Origin of the sequence: Pandoraea cepalis, assembly GCF_902459665.1 — a bacterium.
GTDB classification, from domain to species: Bacteria; Pseudomonadota; Gammaproteobacteria; order Burkholderiales; family Burkholderiaceae; genus Pandoraea; species Pandoraea cepalis.
Window position 1 is genome coordinate 69487 of sequence record NZ_CABPSL010000014.1, and the last position, 22268, is coordinate 91754.

The window sequence follows — 22268 nt, forward strand, 5'->3', positions numbered from 1 at the left end:
TTTCGAATTGTTATGGTGTGAAGGAAAAAGCGCCTCGCCGCACGAGTGACTTTGATCGGCTGGCCGTCCATGATTCTGCATCTGCGCGTCAATAGAGTCCAAGACGTGGTTGCAATGGTCCCGATAAGTTCAAGTTATGGAGAACCGCACCGTGGTCCCGCGTCAAATACGGTATTTGCTCGCTGTTGCAGAGCACAAGAACTTCACGCGCGCTGCGGACGCGTTGGGCGTTTCCCAGCCCGGGTTGTCGCAGCAAATCAAGCAGCTCGAGGACTACCTCGGCACGACGTTGTTTGACAGAACCGGACGGTCGATCCGACTCACCGATGCTGGCGAGACATACGTTGCGCATGCGCGCAAGGCGCTGTTCGAGCTTGAAGCCGGATGGCGGGCATTGCAGGAGGTTGAGGATCTGTCGCGTGGGGTACTTCGCGTGGCGTGTACGCCTTCATTTACCGAATCGCTGATGCCGAAATGGGTGCACTCGTTTCACGAGCACTATCCGAACGTCCACGTGTATATGTCGGAGATGTCGCTCGACGCCATCGAAGGCGCGTTGTGCGCGGACGAAAGCGACATCGGCGTTGGATTCACCGATGTTCGAACCGAAGGCATCCAGGTGACGCCCCTGTTCGAGGAGCGGGCAACGCTTGTCGTCAGCTCGACGCATCCACTGCGCTGCGCAGGGGTTGCCATCACATCGGCGCAATTGGCGAGCCTGCCGCTTGTGATGCTCGTCGAAGGTTTCGCCGCTAGAACGTATGCGGATGCGTATTTCCGAGCGCACAAAATCGCGCCCAACATCGCCATCGAGGCCAACTCCATCAGTGCGGTACTGAGAATTGTCCAGCTTGGGGGGATGGCCACCGTATTGCCCCAGGTCAGCGGGGATGTGCCGACAGGACTCTCGCATCTCGATCTGCCGGAGCCCATCACGAGCCGTACCGTGGCCATTCTGGAGCGGCAGCGGGTCCACCGAACCGCCGCCGCAAAGGCCTTTGCGAACATCGTGATGTCGTCGACGCGTCAGCTTGGGCTTGCGTCGTCCTTCATCGACGACGACCTTCGTCGGCCCGACGGGACTGTCGTCAGAACACCCCGGGAATGACGCGGTAACGCACATTCGCCTGATAGGCCCGATATTCCGGGTCGTGGGACAAGAGCCGTTCTTCCCGAAGCAGACGACCAATCTGAAGGGCGTACAAGCCGGCATAGACGAGCAGGTTGCGCCAACCGAAGTTCGTCGACAGAAAGCCTATGTCCGTGATGAAGTAGCCGAGATAGATCGGATGCCGGACAAGACGATAGGCGCCGCGGGTCACGATGCCCCGGTTTGCTGGCAAGATGCCGAACGACCGGCGCAACGACGCCTTGGCGAACAGTTGCCACAGAATGCCGGCACAACACAGGGTTGCGCCCACCGGCTCCGGAATAAGCCGGATGCCCGGCGCCAGCTCGATAGCCAGGAAGTAGAACGTGCCGCCGACCGACAGCGCAATGCTCACCGGTCGCCAGTCGCGCTTCTCGGGAATGCGGGAAAACAGCGACAGACCGACGGTCAACGACGACGCAAGCGCAAGCAGCAGCACCGTCAGACGGGCGGGGTCCAGGCGCCATTGCAGGATGGCCGAATACGCAAAGATGCTTAGCAGCAGCGCGGAGCCCACGCGCACCGATATCTCCACCGCCATTTCACGCCACTGAGGTCGAGACTGCATGCCCGGTTCGTCATGGGACAACGCACCGTCCAGGGGCAGATCCACGTAGTTTTTGCTTTCCATGATCCAGGTCCTTGATGCTGGTCACGTCGGCACCTCGCGTGCCGGTCGTTTTTGCTCTGTCCCCCGCGCCGCAAACAACGCCGGGTGTTGCCGTCAAGCGATGCCGGTGTAGCTCCGGCGCAGGCGTCATCGTGGCAATGCCATGCCGGCGCTAATTGATCGAACCGGAAAGCGAAGGCAGCAACACCCGGTAGATCTGAAGGAACGCCGGGCCAAGCAGCACCAGCAGCAATGTCGGGAAGATGAAGAAGATCAGCGGGAACAGTAGTTTCAGCGCGATTTTCGCCGCGCGCTCCTCGGCCCGTAGCCGCCGCTTCATTCGCAAGGTCTCCGACAACACCCGCAACGACGCCCCGATGCTGGTCCCGAAGCGCTCGGCCTGAATCAGCATCGACACGAACGTATCGATATCCTCGACGCCCGTTCGCAGGCTCAGATTGCGCAAGGCACGCTCCTTTGAATAGCCCGACCGGAGTTCGAGCAACATCAAGTCGAATTCGCGCGCGAGCACCGCGCTGCGAACGTGGATTTCCTTCGCGACACGGGCCAGCGCCGCATCCAGGCTCAATCCCGCTTCGACACACACGGTCAACAGATCGAGTGCGTCCGGAAAATCCTCGAAAATCACACGTTGGCGCCAGGCGATTCGGCGCGTCAGAATGCCGTTCGGCAAATAGTAGCCGATCGCACCGAGCAACAACAGAACGCTTAGGAGCAGCGTGCGGTTGATCGTCGTGTAGTGCGTGCTCGCAATGTAGTAGCCGATCAACGGCAGCACCAGCGCCAGCAATGTCTTGGCCGCAAAGTAGAGCGCGGGCGCCGACGCATCGCGCCAGCCGGCGTTCATGAACTGCACCCGCAGGACGGAACTCTCCCACCCCTCTTTGGGCAACGAGAGTTTCGAGATCGGTTGCGACCATTCGGCGAGGCGCTCAATCCATTCGCGTGTGCCGGTTGGCTCGCCGGGCGCGTCCGCTGGCGTGCCGGCGCCGAGGGCCCCCACGCGAGCACGCGTTTTCGTTTTCTGGGGCCAGAACCAGATCGCTGCGACCAGCGCAATGCTGAACGAGATCACGAAGACGCCGACCAGCAGGACCATTTGGCCTTGATTGAGTTGTGGCATGACAGTTCCCCCGCCGTCGCCGTTCACACGCGGATGCGAATAATCATGCGCATCCACACCATTCCCAACGCCATCAGCACCAGCGCCACCACGGCCAGCTTGATGCCGGCGGGGTCGTGCCAGAGAATTTCAAGAAACGCCGGGTTGACCACCATGATGATGCCGGCGGCGCCGAACGGCAGCACCTCCAGAATATTGGCGGACAGACGTCCTTCGGCCGACAGCACCTTGACCTTTTCATACAGCTTGAGCCGCTCTCGCGTGAGCTCGGCGATGTTGCCCATGATCTCGGCGAGATTGCCGCCGCTCTCGCGCTGAATCATCACCGCAATGATGAAGTAGCGCAGATCGGCGACAGGCACGCGAGTCGCGAGGTTCAGCAGGGCGTCGTTGAGGCTGACGCCGTAGTTGATTTCGTCGAACATGATGTGGAACTCGCCGCCGATAGGGGCCGCCATCTCATCGCCGACCATCTCGATCGCCCCCGTGAACGCATGTCCCGCGCGCAATGCGCGGGCGATCATATCGGCAGCTTCCGGCAACTGGCGTTCGAGTTGCGCAAGTCGACGTCTGCGACGACGCATCACATACAGGACCGGCAAGCATGCCGCCAGCGGCCCCGCGATGAGCGCCAGGCGCCACGGCAGCGGCAATATCAGCACCAGGATCACTGCCCCGGCGCCCAGTAGCAGCATGAACGTCAGCAGGCGGCTCACCGACCACGAAAGCCCCGACTGTAGGATGAACAGATCGAGACTGTGGACCCGCGGCATGCGCATCAGAAGCTGTTCCAGTCTCGGCGAATCGCTCAGCATCCGCGTCTTCAGGATCGACGTGTGCTCCCGGTCGACATGGCCACCGGCCGAGAGCGAGCGAATGCGCGACTCGATCCGTTTGGCGGCCGCGCTGTGCTGGTTGCTCCACCACTGATAGACGGCTTCGATGGCCAGTACCACGGCCGCGAAGAGCAGAATCGCGAAAATGTAGAAGTACGGACTCATCGTTTCCTCCCACTGCGGGACGCCTGTCGGGCGCGGGTATCGTCACACTTCCAACCGGCGCGACGGATCGTAGATGGCATCCGGCAAAGCGACGCCGAATGCCTGAAGGCGCTCGGAGAACTTCGGACGTACACCGCTGGCGACGAAATGACCTTTCACCTCACCATTGCCACCGACCCCCGTCCGCTTGAACGTGAAAATCTCCTGCATGGAGATGATGTCGCCCTCCATCCCCGTGATTTCCTGCAGGCTGACCAGCCGACGACGTCCATCTGTGAGGCGTGCCGTCTGCACGATCACAGTGATGGCCGAAGCGATCTGCTGACGCATCGCCTTGGGCGGTAGTTGCAGGCCCGACATGCTGATCATGTTTTCCATTCGGGTCAGGGCATCGCGCGGGGTATTCGCGTGGATCGTGGCGAGCGACCCCTCGTGACCGGTATTCATGGCATTGAGCATGTCGAGCGCTTCCGCTCCGCGCACTTCGCCAAGGATGATGCGATCAGGGCGCATCCGCAACGCGTTGCGGACCAGCGTGCGCTGCGTGATTTCGCCCTTGCCCTCGATGTTCGGCGGACGCGTTTCGAGCCGCAGCACATGCAACTGGTGCAACTGCAGTTCGGCGGCATCTTCGATGGTCACGATGCGTTCGTTGTCCGGGATGAAGCTCGAGAGGATATTGAGCAACGTTGTCTTGCCGCTGCCCGTGCCGCCTGAGATCAGCATGTTGACCTTGGCGTGCGTCAGCGCGGACAGTACTTCGGCCATCGGCTCCGTGAGTGTGCCGAGACGGACGAGGTCGGTCATCTGCAACGCGGTGGTGCCGAAGCGGCGAATCGACAACAGCGGACCGTCAATCGCCGACGGGGGAATGATGGCGTTGATACGCGAGCCATCCGGCAGGCGGGCGTCGACCATCGGACTCGATTCGTCAATGCGGCGCCCCACGCGCGAAACGATCTTCTCGATGATCTTCATCAGGTGCGCGTCGTCGTAGAACGTCACGGCCGTCGATTCGAGCTTGCCGAAGCGCTCGACATACGTGCGTTTGTGCGTGTTGACGAGAATGTCGGAGATGGTCGGATCGCGCAACAGGGCTTCGAGCGGCCCCAGGCCGAACATCTCGTCGTAGATGTCGCCGGCGAGCTGCCGGCGTTCCGCGTCATTGACGAGCACGTTCTGCTCGCTCACCACACGATCGATCAACTGCACGAGTTCGTGTTTGACTTGCGTGTCCGACAGGCGTGCGAGCTTTTCCAGCTCGACGCGTGCCAGCACCATCTCGTGCATCTTGCGCTTGAGCTCACCGTAATGCGGCCCGATGCCGGAGGCGACCTGGAGCGGTGCAGCCATACGCTCCGACGACGTGGCCGGACTCAGCAAAGACGGGGCGTCGAGGATTGGCGACATGATGATCTCCCAGAGGCAAAGTTGCGACGATCAAACGAGGGTGGGCCGCCCGGCCGACGCCTTGCGGAAGAGCTTGCCGATGAACGAACCGCCATTCGCCGGCGCGATGCCTGCGCTCGCGTGGGCGCCCGCCATGGTCGATGCCAGACCGCCCAGTGCCCGGGTCAGGGCACTGCGCTTGAACAACTTGAGCACCGGCACGCCCTGACTGGTGGCGGCGGCAGCGACGGCGCCATCGTCGGGCAACACCACCAGTGCCGGCTTGCCGATGACCTTCGCCACCTCCTTGGCCGCGACGGCATCGTGCCGTCCGGCCCGATTGAGCACGTAGTGGACCGTGTCCATGGCGACGCCCTGACGGCGCAGCAAGTCGAACAGCCGACGACTCGCCCGCAGGAATGGCATGTTCGCCCGCAGGACCACGTAGATGTGATCGCTACGTTGCAATGCATAGAGGGTGAGTGGGTTGAGGATCTGGCCGATGTCGAACACCACAAGGTCGTAACGGCTTGCGGCTGCGGCGAGAATGCGCTTCAGGCAAGCTTCCGTCACACCGAGCGCGGCGACCGGATCGCCCGCGCCGGCCAGGACATCGAAGCCGTCATCGACGTGCGTCACGCACCCTTCGAGGAACGAGGCGTCGATGCGATCGGCTTGCGCGCAAACGTCCGGCAGGGTTGTCGGCGGCGTCTTGTCGCTTATCAGGAACGCCGCGTCGCCGAACTCCTGGGCGAGATCAATCAGCAGCACGCGGCTGCCGGTCTGCACCGAAAACTGATAGGACGCATTGCTCGCCACGAAGCTGGTGCCGGCTCCGCCCTTGCACGACATGAACGAGACGGCGCGCATCGGGTGCGGCGCATCGTGCCCGTGCTGCATCGACGCCCGGGCGAGGGCGTCGGTCAGCGCGTGTTGATCGACCGGCCAGGGCAGCACGTCGCGGGCGCCGGCGCGCATCGCCGAAATCAGCAAGGCGGGTGACGACTCGGCCGACACGAGGATGCAGATCAGTTTCGGCAACTGCTGGCAGAGCATCTGAATGTCGTGCAGTTCACCCTGTTGCATGCCTGGCAAATCGATCACCGCGACATCATGCTCGCCCAGCCGTGCAGCCGACGTGAGCAACTGGGCCGGTGTGGCGAGCAGCGTCGAGCAATCGTACTCGGGGCGGTCGCGCGCGAGGCGGGCGATCAACGCCAAACGGTCCGATGCTTGCGAAACGAGCAATACTTTCAGCATGATGGCCTCGTCTGTCTTTTTGCGATGTTCAACTGCACACGTTCCCACCGGACGCGCTGGTCAGGCTTTCGCGTGGCAACGTCGTAGTGAATGGGGGCAACGTGACCGAAATCGGGACAAAGGGAATAAAGGTGTTGACGGTTAGCCCTGTGTAGCTGACCGTGACGAGCGAGCAACTGCTCGTGTCGCAACCCGACGGCGTGTACGCCACCTGGATATTGGCCGTGGCGAGTTGTGGCATGAGACTGATCATCTTGCTCTGCACCGCGCTCGCGCCCACATCGCAGACGACCGCTACGCGTGCCCCCAATCGCGCCGCTTCCGCAGCGGTATTCCAATAGAAGAGAATGCGCGCGAACTCCATCAAGCCGATCAGCAAGGTAATGAACAAGGCCGACACAATGGCGAATTCGACGGCGGCCGCACCGCGCTGGGGGTCGCGCCGACAGGATAGGCGAGGGGGCTTCATAGCACTTGCCTCATGACGGTCTTGATATCGCCGAACGTCAGACCGGAGAAGTTCAGGATCGCCTGGATCGGCGAGTACTGATATCCCGAAATTTTGACCGACACCAGATTGATGGTGCCGACCGACGTGCCCGCGTTGCTGTTGTTGGTGGCGTCATACACCATGTAATTGGCGTAGGTCAGGTCCTGGCAGCTTGGCGCGGTGGTGCTGCTGCGATCGCAGACGACGACGTTCGATGTCGTCAGATTGCCGATCAGCGGCGTTCCGGTGCAGCCGGTATTGCCATACACGGCCAGGCATTTGGCCCCTGCGAGGGGGTAGTTCGGGTCTATCGGTGAGAATTCGGACAGATAGCGCGTGGCGTTGCGAACCGATTTCGTCAAGGTGTCGTACTGGTAGATGGCGTGTCCCATCTCGACCATCCCGCCGAATAGCCCGAGCAGCACGGGCAGCACGAGACCGAACTCAACCGCGACCACACCGCGCTGATTTCCGTGACGATGACGCAGGGGTGTCATGGTCGCCTCCTATTGCACGAGAACCGGCACCAGCGGCCCGACCGCGCCGACCGCCCCAGGCGTGCCTTGCGTCGCGCACGGGCTGCCGACATCGCCCGCTTTGCCGCGGTACTCGAGATGGACCGAGTCGATGTTGCCGCCCTGTTGCATCGGATCGAGCATCAGCACGCAGGCCCAGCCTGTGAGCGTGAATATGGCACCGCCGCTGCCGGTCCCAGGGTTCGAGCAGTCGACCATCGGCGCTATCGGCAACCGCCGATCCGCGCCCGCCTGATAGACCGACTTCGCCGCGGCGGTTCCTTTGGTCTTCAGCCCGGTGGCCGTATCGCCCTGATACGCCGCGTTGTTTTTGCGCTGTGTCACGAAATCGCTGTAGGCGTTCGCCTGCGCGCTCCACGTCTTGGCGTCATAGGCGAAGCCTGTGAAGTCCGTGGTGGACGTGCCATCGTTGGGCGGTGTCCCGCCCTGGTAGATGCCGAAGCGCGTGTTGTAGGCGGTATCGAGCGACGCCTTGTTGCCCGCGGTGCCGACCGTGGTGCCCACCACGGGCAGGTTGCATTGCCCCGACCCCGTGAGTTCGCCCGAGAGCGACGGCGTGCCGCTGTTACCGCTGCCGGTCAGGTTCGCCCAGCCGAAATCGCCGCCCGCATAAGTCCCGGTGGAGCTGTCGCCCTTGCCCACCAGCCATTGGCCGATGCTGTAGCTGATTGCCGGCGAGAATTTCGACGGATCGCAAACGAAGACGGGGATCGCACATGTCGTCTGCGCCGAGGTCGTGGTGGCCACGGCGCGTGCCGACACAGAACCGGGGCCGATGCTGACACCCGGCAGCACGTTGAGCACCTCGATGAGCCAGTTGGCGATGCCGCTCATCGAGGTGGTGCATTGCACGTACTTGATACTGGCCAACGATCCGGTCACGCTGCCCTTGTCGACATAGGCGCCGGTCGCCGTCGTGCTGTACGTCACGCTGCTATCTACCGTCATGGTCACGGGGGTCGACTGGAACAGGGCGGTATTGATATGCCCGGCGGCGATGCCGGCGGCTTCGGACACTGACAGCGGGGTTGCGCCGGTCAGGTCTCGCGCGGCCGACAGCGCGCACGCATCGGCGCTGTTTTGCAGTTCGCTGCGTGTGACATAGAGCTTGCCGAGATCAAGCGCGAGACCGGCGAAACCGATCAGGACCGCCAGCATCAGCCCCACGACAATCGCGATGGCGCCGCCTTCGCGTCGCGGCATCCGACCTCGGGCACGGCGTCGAGTAGGGAGGTTTCGCATGATGAGCAGGCCTCGCTTGAGCGTCAGGGTGATGGAGTGGTGCGCGACGGTCGCGCCTGTCGCGCCCGCCGCACACGCAGCGTTATGAGTGCGTGAGGAACGTGTTACGGACGCGCTACTGACCGGTATCCCCGGACGGCGCCGACATGGGCGAGCCGCCGCTGCTTACTCCGATGACGAACGGGCTGGCCGTTGGCGTTGGCGAGCGCAGCGACTTGTCGTAGTTCTTCATCGCGGCCACGGCGGCACGACCGTCTGTGCCGCGCGCGTCGTCATCCGTCGGCGGCCCGGGATGAATGATCTGGGCGTGCATGACATTTCTCACCGACTCGCCCATATGCGCATCCCAGATCGGCGATGAACTCATGCAGCCGGCAAGCGTGAGGCAAACCGCAGTGCTCGCGCCAATGGCGGCGCAGCGCAACATCATCGTGGTGACTGTTTTCATGATGGTTCCCCAGGATCACGGGTCTCAATGGGTATAAAGCTGGCGCATCGGATCGATCGACGCGGTGTGTTGGGGCGTGCCGACCTCGGGCGCGACGCTCACGTCACCGCGCACGGCGTTCGGCGCCGGCTTGGCCGGGACACTCGATAACGAAGCATCGCGCGCCGCGTTCACCGACGGACTGGCGCCATCGGCGGGCCGGGTGACGGGCGTCGGTTGCAAGCTCGACGGCGGCACGCCTGGTTGCGGCGGCGGTGCGGCGGGCGTGTCTTGTGCCGGGGATTGCGCCGGGGCAGGGGCCTGGACGGGCGCCACTTTGCGACGTCCTTCCATATTGCCGGTGGCGTAGACGTCGATGGCGCTGGGCGTGGTAAAGCTGTCCGTCGGCAATGGCGGGGTTGACGCCGTGCGCAGAGGCTTCACGAGATGCGGCGTGATGATGAACACCAGTTCGGTCAGGTCGTTCTGGAACGACGTGCTGCGCATCAGCGCGCCGAGCACGGGGACTTCGCCGAGACCCGGGAACGCTTTGAGCGCACCGCTCACGTTGTTCTGCAGCAGGCCGCCGATGGCGAACGTCTCGCCGTCGCGCATCTGCACGGTCGTGGATGCGCGGCGTGTCGTGATCAGCGGCAGGATGTTCACGCCGCTGACATTGGTGGACGTGAGCGTCACGCCCGTCGGCGACAGCTCGGAGACTTCCGGTGCCACCTTCAGGTTGATGCGGTCGCCGTCAAGCACGGTCGGCAGGAACCGCAGGGCCACACCGAACTCTTCTTGCTGAAGCGTGATCGTGGTGGTGCCGTTGGAGCTGCTCTGCGGCACCGGGATGAAAATTTTCCCACCGGACAGGAAGCTGGCTTCTTGTCCAGACAGGGTCACCAGATTCGGTTCCGCGAGAATCTTCACGAGGTTGTCGGTCTTCTGGGCATCCAGTTGCATATTGAGCGGCAGCCGGTTCGATTTTGACGCCGACAGGAGGGTCCCCGCGCCCGACAGCAGGCTGCTCACGATCCCGCCGGTCCAACTCCCGAAGCCGCCCTGCAGGTTCAGTGCCGACCCCATCTGGTTGATGAGGGTTTTGGAGACCTCCGCGACCTTCACCTCGAGCATGACCTGTTGCGGCGCGTCGACCGACAGCATGTTCAGCACGTTGCCTTCGGTTTTGCCGCGCTTGGCGTACGCCTTCGCGATCTCGACCACCTGCTGGGCGGACGCGGCGCTCGAGACGCGTCCCGCCAACACCAGGTCACCCCCCGCGCTCGTCACACGGACGTTTCGTTCGTCGGGCATCAACTGTGCGATCGACGATTGCAAGCCGCCGGCATCGCTGTTGACGGCGACATTGATCACATCGCAGCCGCCGCTGCGTCCCTGCACGATCATGTTGGTCGTGCCGACCGCGAGACCGAGCAGGTACATGGTCTTGGGCGCCACCATCGCGGCCTGTACCACCGTCGGATCGCCGAGCGTGCGGTTGCGCACCGGCTCGTCGAGCTGAAGTATCGTCGACTTCCCGATCGGTACGGTGACGTCGCGTGTGCTCCGCAGATTTCCCGTGCAGTTGGGGCCGCGCACGTTCACGGCCGGTTGCACCGGCGCCGTCGGCGCCATGCTGATCGTCATCTGCACCGGCCCGCCGGCGGCGACCGGTTTGCCGGGCGAGGATGTCCCGTTGGCAATCACACCGTACTCCGCAGCAGTCTGCGCCCCGGCGTGCGACATCGCGGCGAGCGCGCAACAAGCGACCGCGGCGATGGCCATGCGGCGAGCCTGACAGGTTTTGCGAATGTTTTTCATGATGTTCCCCGGGGTAGCGCGCCTTGGCGCGCAGTTCGGCATTGCCGTGTGACTCGTGACAGCGTTGACAGGCCTGTTGTAATTAGAAGCACTCCACGCCGCCGTGCGCGCCCGACAGCACACCCACGCAGTCGCCCGCGCGGGCCGGCGCGGGCCGCGAAGGCTTGCGTATCACCGCGGCACGCACGGGCTCACGGGCAGCGACTGGCGGTGCCGCCACCGGTTCGTTCAGCAGCGTCATCTTGGTCGCGCCTGTGGTCGCCAATGCCGCGCCGTCGACCTGGTTGCGCAGTACCAGCGACAACGTGCCGACACTGCGCGCGAGGTCGAGCTTTTCGGCCTGCTCGGGCGTGACTTCGAGCGTTACGGCGTTGACGACCTTCGGCGCGGTATCGTCGCGGCTGACTTGCTGTGCCACGGCGAGCACCAGGATCTTCTCCAGCACGATCTTGGAAATGCTCTGATCGGTCGGCCCTTTGCGCTCGGTCTCGCTGGTGTTGACGATGACGTCGACGTAGTTGCCGGGCAACGCGAAGCCGGCCACGCCGACCACGTCGTTGACTCTCACCGTGATGGCTCGCTTGCCCTCGCCGATGACCGCCGACAGACCGCCCTTGGTCCCCAGCGGGGCGAGCTTCGATTCGAGAATCGGCTCGCCGCGCTGCATGCCGACGCGCGCGACTCGGCCATCGAGCAGCTTCGGATCGTGGAACGCCCCTTGTGGAATGCTGTCGGCGGGCCAGTTGGTCATCTTGATGAGTTCGGTGTTGAGGGGCTGGCCGAGGCTGACGTCGCCGGCGGCTACGGCAACGGAGGTCACCGAAGCCGCGGACTGACGCGACAGCCATTGGGCGGCAAATACCACCGAGGCCAACCCGGCCACGATGGCGATCAGCAACATCGATAACGCCTTCGGGTTTTTCATGATCGTTGCTCCTCAGTGATGATCGAACGGTGTGGCGAAAGGGGCGTCGCCAAGTGAGCGCATGCCATCGTCCTGCCAGCTTCGACGTCCCCGGTGATTCATGTCGAAGTAACGGCGCCATGCATCGTCGAGCAGGTCCGCGGTGACCGTCATCGCGCTTTCCATATAGCGACACTCAGCTTCGACCTGCAGCAGCAAGTCGCGCGGGTAGCAGGCCATCAGCGGCGTGGCGGACATGCCATGGAGCTTTTGCGTCAGGTAGTCGAAGGCATCCTCCCCCGCGACGAGCCCAAGGCGCCGGCATTCGGCATCGAAGATGCGGCGGTAGGCGTCGGGCTCCATCGCGCCCACGTAAAGCTTGCAGCCCAGCCTGCGCAGGAACGGTTCGTCGCAAAGCTCCCACGGATTGAGGTTCGACGAAAACACGGGCCATACGTCGAACGGCACGATGAAGCGACGTCCGGTGTGGAGCGTATGGACATCGATGTTGCGATCCAGTGGCACGATCCAGCGATTGGCGAGTGCCTGGGGCGGCGCCATCTGCCGGCCGAAGTCATCGATGATGTAGATGCCGCCATTCGCCTTCATGTGCGGGGGCGCCTGATAGAAGCCGGTGGAGGCGTCGTAGCAGACCTCCAGCATGTCGAGCGTCAGCTCGCCGCCCGAGATCACGAGCGGGCGCTCGCACCAGAGCCAGCGGCGGTCCCGCAGGTGCGGCTGACCGGCGATAGTCGCGTCGGCCACCGGAACATGCACGAGCGGATCGAACACCTGGATGACCTCGCCCGACACCGAGATGGCGAAGGGGATCGGCGCCGCGCCTTGAAGCAGCGTGCCCAGGCGCTCGGCCAGATAGGTCTTGCCGCTGCCTGCCGGACCGAACAGCATCAGGGGGCGTCCGGCGTTGAGCGACGACGCGATTTCATCGAGCAAGCGAGCATCCAGCGTTGTGCCCTTGAAAGCTTGTTTGACGAACGTGCGCTTGACCTGCAATTTGCGCACCGAGTGGGCCTTGACGGACGTTACATAGGCGTCGAGCGTCACCGGTGCCGGGCCGACATAGCTGCACAGGTTCATCGCTTCGCGTGCTCGCGCATGGCCGGCATCGGTCAGCCGAACGTGAACGTCCGCGTCCAGGGCGCCCCGATGGGTGATTTCCATCAGGTGTTCGCGCACGGTGAAGGCGATCAGCTCGTCGAGCACGCTCAGCGGTAGCTTGAGACCGTCCATCAGCGCCAGCAGCGTTGTCTTGCCGCTGACGAAGCAGGATTTGCTGACGAGATCAACGAGAAACGACATGTCGAGTCCCGTATCCGCCACCGACCGGAGCGCGGGCGCGGCGTTGGCGCCTGCCTCGTGGCCGTTCGCAAAATGCGATGGCGTCAATGGCGACATGCCGTCGTTGCCTTGCGGCGTCGTCGAATCGGTTACGCTGTGTTGATCCATGATGCGTACCCCGTGACTGTTTCCGTGGAGTTCAGGCCTGTGCGAACAGGACGCCAATCGTGCCCAGCGCGATCGCCAGTCCGTAAGGAATGGCGCCGACCGATGCGGCAGCCCTCCCTGGAGCCGGCGCGTCGTACCTGCGCGGCCCCCATTGGCCGACGATGGCGCGGGTATTTCTGAACAGTTGCACGGCGTTTCCGTGCAAGAGCGACAAACCGATGCTCCAGACGCCGCCGAGCACGAAGGTGGCGATCGCTACATCGAAGGCCTGATGTGCACCGATCCATGCGCCGACGGCCATCATCAGCTTCACATCGCCGGCGGCCATGCCGCGCAGCAGATAGAACGGCAGGAACATCGCCAATCCAGTCAGCCAGCCAAGCGCCCAAGCGGCGCTCCCGTCAAGCCAACCGTGGGCCCAAATCTGCATCGCCAGCGCGGCGAGCCATGCGCTCCCGACCAGGCGATTGGGAATGCGTCGGGATTGCCAGTCGCAGGCGGCGGCCACGACGACCAGCGTCACCGCGCCGAATGCGCTCACGTTCGGTGCCATGAAAGGGCTGTCGAGCATGATCGTTACCTCGCCTATCGTTCGGAATCCGCGGCTCGCACTTGCGAGGGGAAATATTGCGGGTGACCGGGGGGAAGCGGGGTTCGCTCCTTGAGGTCACCCGCCTTGATATCGGCTCGCTCACGCATTCGCCGACTTCAGCGCGGAACCGATCGTGCTGAATGTCGAATTGAGCTGACTGCCGACGACTCCGACCGAAACGAGGATCACGACGGCGATCAACGCGGCGATGAGTCCGTACTCCACGGCGGTGACGCCGCTTTCGTCCTGGATGAAACGTTGGCAAAACTTGACGATGGTTTTCATGACAATCTCCTTGCACTTGAGGTGGCGGGATATCCTTCGTTGGCACGACGGATTGGGAATGAAGGGCTGCGGGATGCGTTAGGGCAGCCCTTCGAAAGCAGTGACGTGACGGCACGACCCCGAACACGGGCGACACCGTGACGTGCTAGACGAGAGGTAGCAGGGACGTGGCGCGTAGCGCGGCAAGGCATCACATGCCGCCGCACGTTGCAAGGCAGGCTCGCCGAAGGCGCAGGGCTTGCGTGCCCGTACGGAAGCCCTCGGCGATCTGCTGACAAGCATGGATCGGGTCCACACATTTTCTAATCCCCCTAACGGGCGACCGCATGGCTTGACGACTTCGCCTGCGGCTATTCGCCGGCGCCGCCTCATCCTGCGAGATCCTCATCTCGCTCGGACCGGAGGGGCCTGCCGCGTACGGCTACGATCCTCAACCGGTCCGCCCCGTGATTGAGCGGCACGCCAGGGACTGAGCAAGAGACAGGCCAGCACCCCCCGGGAGGCTGATTCGGCGTGCTTCTCACGGGGGCGTTGCCTCAGCGCAGGGCTGCCAACCTAGGAATGTTTCGCGAAAAATGTTTCAGAACTGAAACATGCAAGCGCAAACCCTGCCGTTTCCACGCCTTATTCGCTAAATCGATGAAACGTGGTTTTTAGCTTTTTTCTAGTGGAAACCCTTTGTTCTCTTCCGGAAAGTAAGGGGGACTACGGGTCGGGAAATCAGCTAAATACATTCACCGATATCTGTATTGAATAAGGGGTATCACTGACAAAAAATGATCCCATTGATCCCATGAATTTTTTTCTTGAAATAACCATGAAATCCAACAGGCAAGCCAATCTTCACGGGATTGAACGTGTGACGATGATCTGGATTAGACACTGGTATTCGTTATTTGTTAGAGGTTGCTGGGAATCCTTAGCCAACCTAAAAGATGGGGTATAGAAAGCTGCAGGAAAATGAAGCAAATTTGAAACGCGCAGTCGTCAATTGACCTAAGCAGAAGATTATTTGGGAGAAACACTGACTTGATATTTGTTTGGGAAGCAGCAAACAATGGTTTTCATAAAGCGCACGACATCCCGAGCCGTCAGCAACGACACTCGCCACGCGCTGCACCGTGGCGATGCACAGTCAAATGAAAAACGAAGCGGCATCGGTTTCACGCAAACGTAGCGTTGAAGTGATCTTTCGGGGATTCAGCATGAAGGCCAGACGCCGGACGGACGTCCATCGTGCGCGCACGGTCATGCGGACCGGCATCGGGTCGTCCGCACGCGGCAGCGGCGCCGCGCCGCCGCATTGGCTCGATGTGCGGCGCTTGAGGCTATACCCTCTCACTGCCCTGATTTGCTACGTCATCCTGGTAATGGGATGGATCGTCCGTCGATCCATCCTTCATCAACCCGATGTACCGCCGCTCGCCCTCGACTTCCTGCCGTTCTGGAGTGCTTCCTATCTGGGGCTTCACGGGCACGCGCTGGACGCCTATGACGTCATCAAGTTGACGCGGATCGAGACCGTCGTCGAACCGTACATGCGCGACCTGAACGGGATATTGCCGTGGTTGTATCCACCCACCATGCTGCTGTTGGTGCTGCCGCTTGCGTGGTTGCCGTACTGGATGGCGTATGGGGTGTTTGCGATTGCCGCGTTGCTGCTGTTCATTCGTGTCGTGCGTAAGATCGCGCCATGGCCACAGGCGATTTGGCCGATCCTTGGGTTCCCCGGCATTGCGTTGGTCCTCGTCGCCGGGCAAGCCGCCTGCCTCACCGCCGGACTCGCCGGGCTTTCGCTCTGGCTCTTGCGTCGGCACGCCGGGTGGGCTGGGGTTTGTGCGGGCTTGCTGTTCGTGAAGCCGCATCTCGCCATTCTTTTTCCGTTGGCCTTTCTTTGCTGCCACGCCTGGCGCGCGCTCGCGGCATGCCTTGCAACCGTCGTGGCAACCTGGCTGCTCAGCCTCGTGGCGTTCGGTCCGGACACCCTGCTGGCGTTCCTGCACGGTGTACAGGCGGCACAAGGGACGGTTGCCGAGGGGCAAGCGCATCTCTTCAGGATGCCGACCGTTTTCATCATGGTCCGCATGATGCATGCGCCGATATGGGTCGCGTATGCCTTGCATGCCGTGTCGGCGCTAGCGGCGGTCGCGGTCGTCGCGAATGCCTGGCGCAAGCCGTGCGCCTATCCCTTGCGCGCCGCCGCGCTCGTTACCGCCAGCCTGCTGATCAGCCCTTATCTCTATGACTACGACATGGTGTGGCTGGGGCTGGTGATCGCGTGGCTATGTGTTCACGGCGTGACGCGTGGCTGGCAGGTCGGCGAACGCGAGTGGCTGGTGGTGCTCTGGCTTGCGCCGTTGCTGGGCCTCGTCGTGGTGGATTTTGTCGGCTTCCAGTTCCTGCCGTTCGTCACCTTGACGACCCTCGTCGGCATCCACCTCAAGATCCGTTCCGGAGCACAGGCAGTCCTTACACCACCGATCGGCGGGGTGGCGTCATGAACTGGCTTCGGATCAATGTCTGCGTTGCCTTGGCCGCCGCCATCGGATTGGCCGTGCTGCGGATCGGTATCGTCCCGGGTAGCCTCGTCCTGCCGGCAATGGCCTGCGTGACGCTTGCCGGCGTGTGGCTTGTCTACACGCGTTATCGCCCGGACGAACGGATTCGCACCGCGTGTTCCCAGGTCATCCTCCTGATCGTCTTCAGTCATGTCGCGGCACTGCTCAGCTATGTCGTGGTCGCGACCGATGCGCCGCTTGTCGATGTCACCCTCGTGAAAATGGATGCCTGGCTGCATTTCGACTGGCCGGCCTGGCACGCGTTTGTGCGTGCCCATCGACCGCTGTCACTGGCGCTCGCGCTCGCCTACGCCAGCGGCATGCTGCAGATCGCTTTCGTGGTGGTGTTCCTCTCGCTGACCGGGCGGTTGGTCGAGGTGCGCGTGTTCTCGACGGCCATGGTGTTGTCTTGTCTGGTGACGATCGCCGTCTCGGGCATCGTGCCGGCGGCCGGCGCTTTCGTGCATTTCGGTGGAGACCCGGCGAAGCTCGCCGATCTGACTCATTTCGACGCGCTTCGACAGCATCGACTCGCGGTCGTCGATCTCGGGCAACTTCAGGGACTGATCTCGATACCGTCCTATCACGCGGTGCTGTCGGTCCTGCTCATCCACGCTGCCCGTGGATCCCGGCGGCTCGCTCGGGTGTTCCTGCCCTTGAACCTGCTGGTGATTGTGTCTGCCATCAGCGAGGGTGGTCACTATCTGGTCGATATTCTCGCCGGCATCGGCGTCGCTGTGCTCTCCATCCTCGTCGCGCGTCGTCTCCTTGGCGTCGTGCCGGAGACCACGATGGCGACGCGTCATGTCATCGTGCGCTCAAGCGGCGCCGTGCCGCCCATCGGCCCTTCGGAACAGGGAGCCCCTCATGTCCAAATCCACGGATAAAAAGCGGATATCGCTCGTCGTGCCGTGCTTCAACGAGAGCGAAGCCATCGACCCGTTCTTCCGAGGCATATTGCCGATTATGGAGGGCATGACATCGATCGCTTTCGAGATTGTTTTCGTCAACGACGGCAGCCACGACGACACGCTGGAGCGACTTCTAGCCTATCGTAGACGCGACGCTCGCATACGCGTCATCGACCTGACGAGAAACTTCGGCAAGGAAGCCGCGCTCACTGCGGGTATTAGCGAAGCGACCGGCGATGCGGTCATCCCGATCGACGTCGACCTGCAGGACCCGCCGGAGTTGATGGTGCGGATGGTGACGTTGTGGCAGGAGGGCGCCGACGTGGTCCTCGCCAAACGTGCGAACCGCGCTTGCGACCCTTACCTCAAACGGGTCACGGCGGGCATGTACTACCGTGTCCACAACTGGCTTTCCGATGTGAAGTTGCCGGAGAACGTTGGCGACTACCGTTTGATGGACCGCCGTGTGGTGAACGCGCTCAAACGTTTGCCCGAGCGACGCCGATTCATGAAGGGATTGTTTGCGTGGGTCGGATATCGCACTGCCGTCATCGAGTACGAACGCCTGCCTCGCAGCGCGGGTCAATCGAAGTTTTCGGGATGGCGCTTGTGGAACTTCGCGCTTGAGGGCATCACGAGCTTCAGCACGTGGCCGCTGCGAAGCTGGACCTACGCGGGGCTTTCCATTGCACTCATCGCCTTTTTGTATGGATCGTTCATCATTGTTCGCACCTTCATCCTCGGTATCGATGTGCCGGGCTATGCGTCGTTACTGAGCGTGCTCCTGTTCATGGGGGGCATCCAACTGATCGGCATCGGTGTCGTGGGCGAATACGTGGGCCGAATTTACGACGAATCCAAAGGGCGGCCGGTGTACCTGGTGCGGCACCGGTATCAGGGCAGCGGCAAGGTGAGCCAGCTTCCCACGCAGGCGCTGCCGCGCGCTCGCCAAGCCACGACACGCCTGCGTGAACATCGGTCGCACACGGTCGCCGCGAGGCATTGGGGCACGCACTGAGCGTTTAGCGATACGTCCAGTGGCGATGCATTAGGTACGTGACGGGTGGCACTGTCGCTACGACCGTGGCAATGCCGAGCCATGCGGCGCCTCCCATTGTCGCGACGGCGTGCGCAATCGCCGTGGTCATGCTTAGCCCGACCAGTGACACCAACGCGAAGCGGACGGCGTTGGCGTGATCGATACGCGAGGAGAAGCTCCACAAGGTGTTGAGCAAATAGGAGCAGATCGTTGCGATGCAAAACGCGGCGGCGTTCGCGAACGTTGGTCCGACCGGTGTCGTCGCCAGCAACGTCGCCGCCGTTGCCACGTGCACGCCGGTCGATGCCATGCCCGACATCCCGAAACGAACGAAACGCCCCTGCATCACCGGGGTCATGCGCTAGGGCTTCGCGCGGAGCACCGCCAGCAGCGACACGCCGAACGGCAGGTCGATGAAGGGCAGGATCCAGCGCTCGGCACTGAAGATCCGATACAGCGAGGTGTTGAGCCACGGTGCCGGGACGGTGGTGCCGGAGGCGATTGGGGCGTGAAGGAGCCGATCTTTCATGCGCGCGACGACCGCCAGGGGGAACAGGGCGGTGTTGAAGTAGGTCACGCGCTCGATGGCGAGCCCGGCGGATTCAACGGTCTTTCTCAACGTCTGCCGGCTGTAGCGCCGATGATGGTGCAGCATCACGTCATGCTGGCTCCACATCCATGCGTTCGCGGGCACGGAAACCAGGACGGCGCCGCCTGGCGCGAGGCGATCGCGGACGCATTGCAGCGAAGCGACATCGGGCCCGATGTGTTCCAGGCAGTCGAACAGGCAGACCAGATCGAAGCGGGCGCCCCCGAAGGGCATGTCGTCGGGGCAGTGCCCTTGCCGAATGTCGAAGCGTCCACCGGTCTTTCGACGGGCGATGGCACATGCCTCGGTGTCCATCTCGACAGCATGGACACGCCCGTGGGCGGCAAGCATGTCGAGGTTGCCGCCGGTGCCCGAACCGATTTCCAGAATCGCGGCATTCGCAGGCAAGGACAAGCGACGGATGACATTGCCGAGAATGCTTCTGCGGCCTTGAAACCACCAGTGATGGTCTTCGGTGCCGGCCATATCGAGATAGGCTTCAGGCGACATGGCGCTTTCCCCCGTATGAACGACTGCGTCGCATGTTCGACGCGAGTATGCGATCAGTATAGGCAGGGGAGGCGGGCGAAGCCAGACGTTATCGGGTAATCCTGAGTCCGATGTCCGACGGCCCGACGGCCCCATGCACACCTGTTGATCCCGCACACACCTTTTGTTTCGACTCGGGCCGAGGCGAACGTCCATCCGCCTCGGCGGAAGCTTGCGGAAGACAAGGCCCGAATATCGGCATGGGTTAGATGGGCTCTCGCGAGCGGACGCCTGGGTCGTACGGTACCGGTGACGCCCCGTCTTTTCCTACGACGAAGGACATCAGGTCTTCCCCAATGACGAAGCGGCCGCTGTAGCCTTGACTGATGCGGTCGCGAAGTTCGTCCATCGACGCACGGGGAATGCCGTGCCGGCTATAGAGCGAAATATGCGCCAGCACCGCTAGCTTGGGCTGTGCTTCGGAGAAGATGCGAGCGACGTTTGTCGGGTTGGCAAGATAGCTGTAGAAGTGATTCGCGTAGTCCATGTCGCGCGCTTCGAGGGCTTTGCTTGCGATCGCGACGCTTTGCACCATCAGGTCGGCGCCCTTGGCATTGGCGACCAGATTCTCGGAGTAGGTGCAGTCGTCGGTAATCACTACCGTGCGTCCCATGTACGTTACCCGATAGCCGTAGTCGGGCTTCGTGACGCCATGTTCTATGAGGAATGCGGAGACCTTGACGCCGTCTCGATCGTAGACAACACCGGGTTTGACGACGTAGGCGTGGATGTCGATGGCGCCGGGGTTCGTCTCCTTCGCAAGCAGTCGCAAGCGATTGTTGTCCTTCAGCATCAGTTTCAGGCCGGCCGCGACGTTTTCGATACCTTCGGGGCCGTACATGACCAAAGGTGTGGTGCGACGCCCGTCGTCCGTTGGAAGCGGCGCGGAGGCATAGAGATCGGCCAGCCCGGTGACGTGGTCGGAGTTCATCAGACTGACAAAGACGGCGTCAATGTCCCGGATGGGCACGTTGCGTTGATGCAGGCGAGTTGCCACGCCTCGACCGGCATCAAACAGCAGTTTTTGATTGCCCGCCTCGACGAGCATACTGATGCCGAACCGGTTGATATTGAGAATGGGCGTCCCGGTGCCGAGCAGTGTCACCCTGATTTCCTGGGCATGCAGGGGCGACATCATGAGCATGGCGAATGCCAGTGTTGCGACTGACTCGGAAAGGCGTTTTATCAGCGTCATTGTTCGACTCCTTCAAAGGGAGTTGTCAATCTACGTGACGCCTTCGCGGCAAAAACGTACTAAATTATTATTGCCCAATAACTCTCCGTTAAACGGCCGTGGAATGATCAACGTTCGGCATCTGAATACCCGCCTGCGCATCAGGCATATGGAATTTCTTGTCGCGCTCGAGCGTGAGGGAAGCCTGCACAAAGCGGCGGCAAGTCTGGGCATGTCACAGCCTGGCGCGAGCAAGATGCTTCAGGAGCTGGAGACGCTGTTCGATACCGTGATTTTCCGTCGCGAGGCCAGTGGGCTTACGGCGACGCAGGAGGGGCAGCTCATCGTCGATCGTGCGCGCGTCGTGCTGGGCGAGATAGTGCAGATGAAGTCTGATGTCGATGCCGCGCGAAATGGTGTGTATGGGCGCGTGCGTGTCGGCGTCGCCGCGGCAGCGGTCTCTGTCTTGCTCAGTGAGGCGATTCGGGCGCTGGATGAGATTGCGCCGCGCACCATCGTCGAGATTCAGGAAGGGTCACTGCCGTGGCTCGTCGATGCCCTGCTTGCCGGCACGCTGGATTGCGTCCTCTGCCGACTTTCCGATAGCACCGACAACGAGAAGCTGGCTCGTGAGGCGCTCTGTGAAGAGGGGGTGTCGGTGGTTGCGAGACCGCAGCATCCGCTGTTCAACGGTATCCCGGTGAGTGTGGCCAACCTGGCGGCTGCGCGATGGATCCTCCCGACGCGTGGTGCACCGTTGCGGGACAGGGTCGATGCGTTCTTCGTCGCCCGCGGATTAAAGCCGCCTGCACCGACCGTGGAATCCGTCTCGGTGGTCGCTAACCTTTCGCTATTGAGGAGCGACGATTTCCTGGCCTTTCTGCCTGCGCCGATTGCCCAGGATTACGCGTCGACAGCGATGCTGGTCGTCCTTCCGACACAAGTGGATATTGCATTGCCGCCCATTGGCTTGATCACTCGCGCGACAGACGTTCGCTCGCCGCAGACCGATGTGTTTCTTGAAACGATAAGACGCGTCGCGACTGTGTCTCATTGATGGAGGGCGAATGCCCTCGAATTTGGGGGCGTCAGCGCTGTTTTGGTGGAGCACCGCCCTCAAATGTCAGCAA

The 22268-nt window shown here is 62.4% G+C and carries 22 protein-coding genes; 5 read left to right on the top strand and 17 right to left on the bottom strand.

Annotation, left to right across the window (positions count from 1 at the left end; translation table 11 throughout):
• Positions 1-151: 151 nt before the first annotated feature.
• Positions 152-1108, top strand: coding sequence for a transcriptional regulator CynR (cynR, locus tag PCE31106_RS16785; RefSeq protein ID WP_083902273.1), 957 nt, complete (start codon positions 152-154; stop codon positions 1106-1108).
• On the opposite strand, the gene PCE31106_RS16790 is transcribed toward cynR, so the two are convergent.
• From PCE31106_RS16790 to PCE31106_RS16855, 14 genes are all read right to left on the bottom strand, one after another.
• Positions 1089-1718 (bottom strand): methyltransferase family protein, encoded by a 630-nt coding sequence (locus PCE31106_RS16790; RefSeq protein WP_254441134.1) that lies wholly within the window; start codon positions 1716-1718, stop codon positions 1089-1091. The two genes, cynR and PCE31106_RS16790, sit on opposite strands and share 20 nt — an antisense overlap.
• A 214-nt stretch (positions 1719-1932) precedes the next feature.
• Complete coding sequence (locus PCE31106_RS16795; RefSeq protein ID WP_150564059.1) at positions 1933-2904, bottom strand: type II secretion system F family protein; 972 nt, start codon at positions 2902-2904, stop codon at positions 1933-1935.
• A 23-nt stretch (positions 2905-2927) separates the two neighbouring features.
• Positions 2928-3905 carry a type II secretion system F family protein gene (locus PCE31106_RS16800; protein ID WP_150564060.1) on the bottom strand — a complete coding sequence of 326 codons (978 nt, stop codon included), beginning with the start codon at positions 3903-3905 and terminating at the stop codon, positions 2928-2930.
• A gap of 42 nt (positions 3906-3947) precedes the next feature.
• Entirely contained in the window at positions 3948-5258 is a 1311-nt protein-coding gene (locus PCE31106_RS16805; RefSeq protein WP_254441136.1) for a TadA family conjugal transfer-associated ATPase, read from the bottom strand.
• 87 nt (positions 5259-5345) lie between these two features.
• Complete coding sequence (locus PCE31106_RS16810) at positions 5346-6554, bottom strand: CpaE/TadZ family protein (RefSeq protein ID WP_150564062.1); 1209 nt, start codon at positions 6552-6554, stop codon at positions 5346-5348.
• A 28-nt stretch (positions 6555-6582) separates the two neighbouring features.
• On the bottom strand, positions 6583-7023 hold the full coding sequence (locus PCE31106_RS16815) for a TadE/TadG family type IV pilus assembly protein (RefSeq protein WP_150564063.1): 441 nt from the start codon (positions 7021-7023) through the stop codon (positions 6583-6585).
• Positions 7020-7541, bottom strand: a complete 522-nt coding sequence (locus PCE31106_RS16820) for a TadE/TadG family type IV pilus assembly protein (protein WP_130026360.1) — start codon at positions 7539-7541, stop codon at positions 7020-7022. The genes PCE31106_RS16815 and PCE31106_RS16820 overlap by 4 nt, the downstream gene beginning before the upstream one ends.
• A gap of 9 nt (positions 7542-7550) precedes the next feature.
• Positions 7551-8783 carry a pilus assembly protein TadG-related protein gene (locus tag PCE31106_RS16825; protein ID WP_150564064.1) on the bottom strand — a complete coding sequence of 411 codons (1233 nt, stop codon included), beginning with the start codon at positions 8781-8783 and terminating at the stop codon, positions 7551-7553.
• A 154-nt stretch (positions 8784-8937) separates the two neighbouring features.
• Positions 8938-9270 (bottom strand): hypothetical protein, encoded by a 333-nt coding sequence (locus PCE31106_RS16830; protein WP_017233456.1) that lies wholly within the window; start codon positions 9268-9270, stop codon positions 8938-8940.
• A 24-nt stretch (positions 9271-9294) separates the two neighbouring features.
• On the bottom strand, positions 9295-11070 hold the full coding sequence (locus PCE31106_RS16835) for a type II and III secretion system protein family protein (protein ID WP_150564065.1): 1776 nt from the start codon (positions 11068-11070) through the stop codon (positions 9295-9297).
• 82 nt (positions 11071-11152) lie between these two features.
• Positions 11153-11995 carry a Flp pilus assembly protein CpaB gene (cpaB, locus tag PCE31106_RS16840; RefSeq protein WP_017233458.1) on the bottom strand — a complete coding sequence of 281 codons (843 nt, stop codon included), beginning with the start codon at positions 11993-11995 and terminating at the stop codon, positions 11153-11155.
• A 12-nt stretch (positions 11996-12007) separates the two neighbouring features.
• Positions 12008-13441: a DUF8689 domain-containing protein gene (locus PCE31106_RS16845; RefSeq protein ID WP_150564066.1), complete on the bottom strand. Its 1434-nt coding sequence runs from the start codon at positions 13439-13441 to the stop codon at positions 12008-12010.
• Between the two features lie 31 nt (positions 13442-13472).
• Positions 13473-14012: an A24 family peptidase gene (locus tag PCE31106_RS16850; RefSeq protein WP_150564067.1), complete on the bottom strand. Its 540-nt coding sequence runs from the start codon at positions 14010-14012 to the stop codon at positions 13473-13475.
• A 120-nt stretch (positions 14013-14132) separates the two neighbouring features.
• Positions 14133-14318, bottom strand: coding sequence for a Flp family type IVb pilin (locus PCE31106_RS16855; RefSeq protein ID WP_150564068.1), 186 nt, complete (start codon positions 14316-14318; stop codon positions 14133-14135).
• 1205 nt (positions 14319-15523) lie between these two features.
• On the opposite strand from PCE31106_RS16855, the gene PCE31106_RS16860 reads away from it, so the two are divergent.
• From PCE31106_RS16860 to PCE31106_RS16870, 3 genes are read left to right on the top strand one after another with little or no spacing between them, the layout of a single operon-like run.
• Entirely contained in the window at positions 15524-16819 is a 1296-nt protein-coding gene (locus tag PCE31106_RS16860) for a glycosyltransferase family 87 protein (RefSeq protein ID WP_254441118.1), read from the top strand.
• Positions 16816-17763: a phosphatase PAP2 family protein gene (locus PCE31106_RS16865; protein WP_150564070.1), complete on the top strand. Its 948-nt coding sequence runs from the start codon at positions 16816-16818 to the stop codon at positions 17761-17763. The genes PCE31106_RS16860 and PCE31106_RS16865 overlap by 4 nt, the downstream gene beginning before the upstream one ends.
• Positions 17744-18805 (top strand): glycosyltransferase family 2 protein, encoded by a 1062-nt coding sequence (locus tag PCE31106_RS16870; protein ID WP_150564071.1) that lies wholly within the window; start codon positions 17744-17746, stop codon positions 18803-18805. The genes PCE31106_RS16865 and PCE31106_RS16870 overlap by 20 nt, the downstream gene beginning before the upstream one ends.
• A gap of 4 nt (positions 18806-18809) precedes the next feature.
• Here the strand turns inward: PCE31106_RS16870 and PCE31106_RS16875 are convergent, their stop codons facing one another.
• The 3 genes from PCE31106_RS16875 to PCE31106_RS16885 form a co-directional block, all read right to left on the bottom strand.
• Positions 18810-19184 carry a GtrA family protein gene (locus PCE31106_RS16875; protein ID WP_150564072.1) on the bottom strand — a complete coding sequence of 125 codons (375 nt, stop codon included), beginning with the start codon at positions 19182-19184 and terminating at the stop codon, positions 18810-18812.
• 3 nt (positions 19185-19187) lie between these two features.
• Positions 19188-19925: a class I SAM-dependent methyltransferase gene (locus PCE31106_RS16880; RefSeq protein ID WP_150564073.1), complete on the bottom strand. Its 738-nt coding sequence runs from the start codon at positions 19923-19925 to the stop codon at positions 19188-19190.
• 244 nt (positions 19926-20169) lie between these two features.
• The gene (locus tag PCE31106_RS16885) at positions 20170-21108 is read right to left on the bottom strand and encodes an MBL fold metallo-hydrolase (protein ID WP_174975245.1); all 939 of its coding nucleotides are present in this window, start codon (positions 21106-21108) and stop codon (positions 20170-20172) included.
• On the opposite strand from PCE31106_RS16885, the gene PCE31106_RS16890 reads away from it, so the two are divergent.
• Positions 21101-22195: a LysR family transcriptional regulator gene (locus PCE31106_RS16890; RefSeq protein WP_174975247.1), complete on the top strand. Its 1095-nt coding sequence runs from the start codon at positions 21101-21103 to the stop codon at positions 22193-22195. The two genes, PCE31106_RS16885 and PCE31106_RS16890, sit on opposite strands and share 8 nt — an antisense overlap.
• Positions 22196-22268: the final 73 nt, after the last annotated feature.

Excerpts from the sequence above, each read along its gene's own strand:
- PCE31106_RS16855 (WP_150564068.1), bottom strand. The coding sequence starts at position 14,318 with ATGAAAACCATCGTCAAGTTTTGCCAACGTTTCATCCAGGACGAAAGC.
- PCE31106_RS16850 (WP_150564067.1), bottom strand. The coding sequence starts at position 14,012 with ATGCTCGACAGCCCTTTCATGGCACCGAACGTGAGCGCATTCGGCGCG.
- PCE31106_RS16790 (WP_254441134.1), bottom strand. The coding sequence starts at position 1,718 with ATGCAGTCTCGACCTCAGTGGCGTGAAATGGCGGTGGAGATATCGGTG.
- PCE31106_RS16870 (WP_150564071.1), top strand. The coding sequence starts at position 17,744 with ATGTCCAAATCCACGGATAAAAAGCGGATATCGCTCGTCGTGCCGTGC.
- PCE31106_RS16805 (WP_254441136.1), bottom strand. The coding sequence starts at position 5,258 with ATGGCTGCACCGCTCCAGGTCGCCTCCGGCATCGGGCCGCATTACGGT.
- PCE31106_RS16860 (WP_254441118.1), top strand. The coding sequence starts at position 15,524 with ATGAAGGCCAGACGCCGGACGGACGTCCATCGTGCGCGCACGGTCATG.
- PCE31106_RS16820 (WP_130026360.1), bottom strand. The coding sequence starts at position 7,541 with ATGACACCCCTGCGTCATCGTCACGGAAATCAGCGCGGTGTGGTCGCG.
- PCE31106_RS16825 (WP_150564064.1), bottom strand. The coding sequence starts at position 8,783 with ATGCCGCGACGCGAAGGCGGCGCCATCGCGATTGTCGTGGGGCTGATG.
- PCE31106_RS16885 (WP_174975245.1), bottom strand. The coding sequence starts at position 21,108 with ATGCTCATGATGTCGCCCCTGCATGCCCAGGAAATCAGGGTGACACTG.
- PCE31106_RS16815 (WP_150564063.1), bottom strand. The coding sequence starts at position 7,023 with ATGAAGCCCCCTCGCCTATCCTGTCGGCGCGACCCCCAGCGCGGTGCG.
- PCE31106_RS16865 (WP_150564070.1), top strand. The coding sequence starts at position 16,816 with ATGAACTGGCTTCGGATCAATGTCTGCGTTGCCTTGGCCGCCGCCATC.
- cpaB (WP_017233458.1), bottom strand. The coding sequence starts at position 11,995 with ATGAAAAACCCGAAGGCGTTATCGATGTTGCTGATCGCCATCGTGGCC.
- PCE31106_RS16800 (WP_150564060.1), bottom strand. The coding sequence starts at position 3,905 with ATGAGTCCGTACTTCTACATTTTCGCGATTCTGCTCTTCGCGGCCGTG.
- PCE31106_RS16875 (WP_150564072.1), bottom strand. The coding sequence starts at position 19,184 with ATGACCCCGGTGATGCAGGGGCGTTTCGTTCGTTTCGGGATGTCGGGC.
- PCE31106_RS16835 (WP_150564065.1), bottom strand. The coding sequence starts at position 11,070 with ATGAAAAACATTCGCAAAACCTGTCAGGCTCGCCGCATGGCCATCGCC.
- PCE31106_RS16880 (WP_150564073.1), bottom strand. The coding sequence starts at position 19,925 with ATGTCGCCTGAAGCCTATCTCGATATGGCCGGCACCGAAGACCATCAC.
- PCE31106_RS16890 (WP_174975247.1), top strand. The coding sequence starts at position 21,101 with ATGAGCATGGCGAATGCCAGTGTTGCGACTGACTCGGAAAGGCGTTTT.
- PCE31106_RS16795 (WP_150564059.1), bottom strand. The coding sequence starts at position 2,904 with ATGCCACAACTCAATCAAGGCCAAATGGTCCTGCTGGTCGGCGTCTTC.
- PCE31106_RS16830 (WP_017233456.1), bottom strand. The coding sequence starts at position 9,270 with ATGAAAACAGTCACCACGATGATGTTGCGCTGCGCCGCCATTGGCGCG.
- PCE31106_RS16845 (WP_150564066.1), bottom strand. The coding sequence starts at position 13,441 with ATGGATCAACACAGCGTAACCGATTCGACGACGCCGCAAGGCAACGAC.
- PCE31106_RS16810 (WP_150564062.1), bottom strand. The coding sequence starts at position 6,554 with ATGCTGAAAGTATTGCTCGTTTCGCAAGCATCGGACCGTTTGGCGTTG.